Genomic DNA, 485 nt, shown 5'->3' on the forward strand with positions numbered 1-485 from the left:
CAGTGCCGGGCGCTGGGTAGGAGTTGTGCTTTTCGGTTGTGCCATGAGTGTTCTCCTGACAAAGAAAAGCCCCGGCACAATGGCCGGGGCTAGAAGTAAGGGAAGGGGATGGAGAGTGAGTGATGCCTAAATGGCATCATGCGGCGCGGCCTGACGACGAGGGTGACTCATCACCGATCTCGAAGAAGTCATTCACCAACGCTTCGATATAGCGTTCAGCTTGCTTGTCGCTGGGGAGTTGGCCGGTAGTGAGCAGTTGCTCACCCAGCCATTCGCCCAACTCACTGACCACTTCATACTCGAAGATGCCGGGGCGCCCACGGGGCTCGAACCAGATGTGGGAGACGGTTTGCCACAGTGGGTCCAGGTATTCGCACGAGGCGATGATCAGCTCGATGCAGCCACTGTCCCAGGTCTCCAGGATGCGGCGACTGCGTCCCGGATCGCCGGGGTGGCACATCAGGCCTTCATGCAGGAACGCGCCC

1 protein-coding gene is annotated in these 485 nt (G+C 59.8%); it reads right to left on the reverse strand.

Features of this window, described 5'->3' with window-relative positions; all coding sequences use genetic code 11:
* Positions 1 to 136: 136 nt before the first annotated feature.
* Positions 137 to 485: hypothetical protein (locus A3754_RS27360; protein WP_063519074.1), on the reverse strand; the 349-nt coding region annotated here is incomplete at its 5' end.

It is taken from the genome of Alcanivorax sp. HI0083, assembly GCF_001635175.1.